The organism is Hathewaya proteolytica DSM 3090, assembly GCF_900142225.1.
Taxonomy (GTDB): Bacteria; Bacillota; Clostridia; order Clostridiales; family Clostridiaceae; genus Hathewaya; species Hathewaya proteolytica.
In genome coordinates this window covers 1-1,399 of record NZ_FRAD01000045.1, presented here as the reverse complement: position 1 = coordinate 1,399, position 1,399 = coordinate 1, and the positions used below count along the sequence as shown (strand labels likewise).

The 1,399-nt window shown below is 33.9% G+C and carries 2 protein-coding genes; both read left to right on the top strand.

Going from position 1 to position 1,399, the window contains the following annotated elements; all coding sequences use genetic code 11:
• Positions 1-359: hypothetical protein (locus BUA73_RS13655; protein ID WP_178139285.1), on the top strand; the 359-nt coding region annotated here is incomplete at its 5' end.
• Between the two features lie 215 nt (positions 360-574).
• Positions 575-1,399 (top strand): immune inhibitor A domain-containing protein (locus BUA73_RS13650; RefSeq protein ID WP_143147023.1); only part of this gene is annotated, 825 nt, incomplete at its 3' end.

Here is a 1,399-nt window from a genome sequence, read left to right as displayed (position 1 = left end):
CTGCAGGAAATGCAAAGGCAATATACAATAGTGGCGAAAACGGTCTATATGGAGTAAATATGGATGAAATGGCAACTATAAAATTCCAACCTGTAGTTAAAGAAAATGCAGTAGAGACTGTTTTATCATTTAATGCAGATAGCACTACAAAAGTTGCAAGAGTACTAGTTGGGACTTATGATGCAAACGGTAAACTTTTAAGTTCTTCTGTAGAGCAAGCAAACATTACTCCAGGAGGAGAAATAAAAGTTACAAACAACATTAAAATTCCTGAAGGTGCTAAAACACTTAAAGTATTCTTATGGGAATCAAAGCCTAACTTTGGACCATTAAAGAGAGCTTTTGTTAAGAGTCTATAATATAGTTTAGAATAACATTGTTTTTAAAAGTCACAGGTAAAAACCTGTGACTTTTTTATGGGCTTAAATGAAGGCGATATGTATAAAATTAAATATAAAAATATAATTTTAAAAAAATATGAAATAATTGTTACAAAAGTATTTGAAAAATTAACAAAAGAGTTTATAATATAAGTGTAATTATTAAAACAATTAAAAATATTGGAGGGGGACGTATGAAAAACAAAAAGTTACTTAGTGTAGTATTATCTGGGTCTATGTTATTGAGTTCACTATCTGCTTCAATGACTGTTTTCGCTTCGGAGGGAAATGTATTTACTAATGCTCTTGAGAAAGCCAGCAAGGTGGAATTTACAGGGCAGAAGTTTACAGCAAAACCATTGGTAATATTAATGGACTTTCAGGATTACAAACACCATGAACTTGACGCAAAGGAATCTTGGAGAATAAATGCTTTTAAGGGTTCAGAAACTACAAAGGAATTCTATCAGAACTTGTTTTTTGGAAAAGATTATTATGAAACAAGCGATGGAAAAAAGCATATAACGGTTAGAAAATTTTATGAAGAAGAGTCAGGCGGAGTATACGACTTCGATGGTACCGTTGTTGGCTGGTATATGGCAAAAGGAAATGCTGCTGATTACGGTTCAAATGAGGGTGACGGAGATCAGAAAAGATGTAGAGATGGCCTTGTAAAAGAAGCAATTGCCGCTGCAGCTAAAGACCTAGACTTATCTCAATTTGATGTTGAGGATAAATGGGATTTGGATGGAGATGGAAATTATAACGAACCAGACGGAATAATAGATAGTATCGTAGTTCTTCATCCGGGTCTAGGTGAAGAATGGGGCGGAGGTTCATTAGGTGATGATGCTATATGGCCATTCAGATGGGGATACAATATGTTCGGAAATAAAAATGAAGTTGATACTATGACTGTAGAACAGAAAAAAGCTGTTATAGATAAAAATCCTACAGTTACAGATAAAGCGGGAAATACTTTGTCATTGGAAGACTTCACTGTGTTTGAACAAGATTTA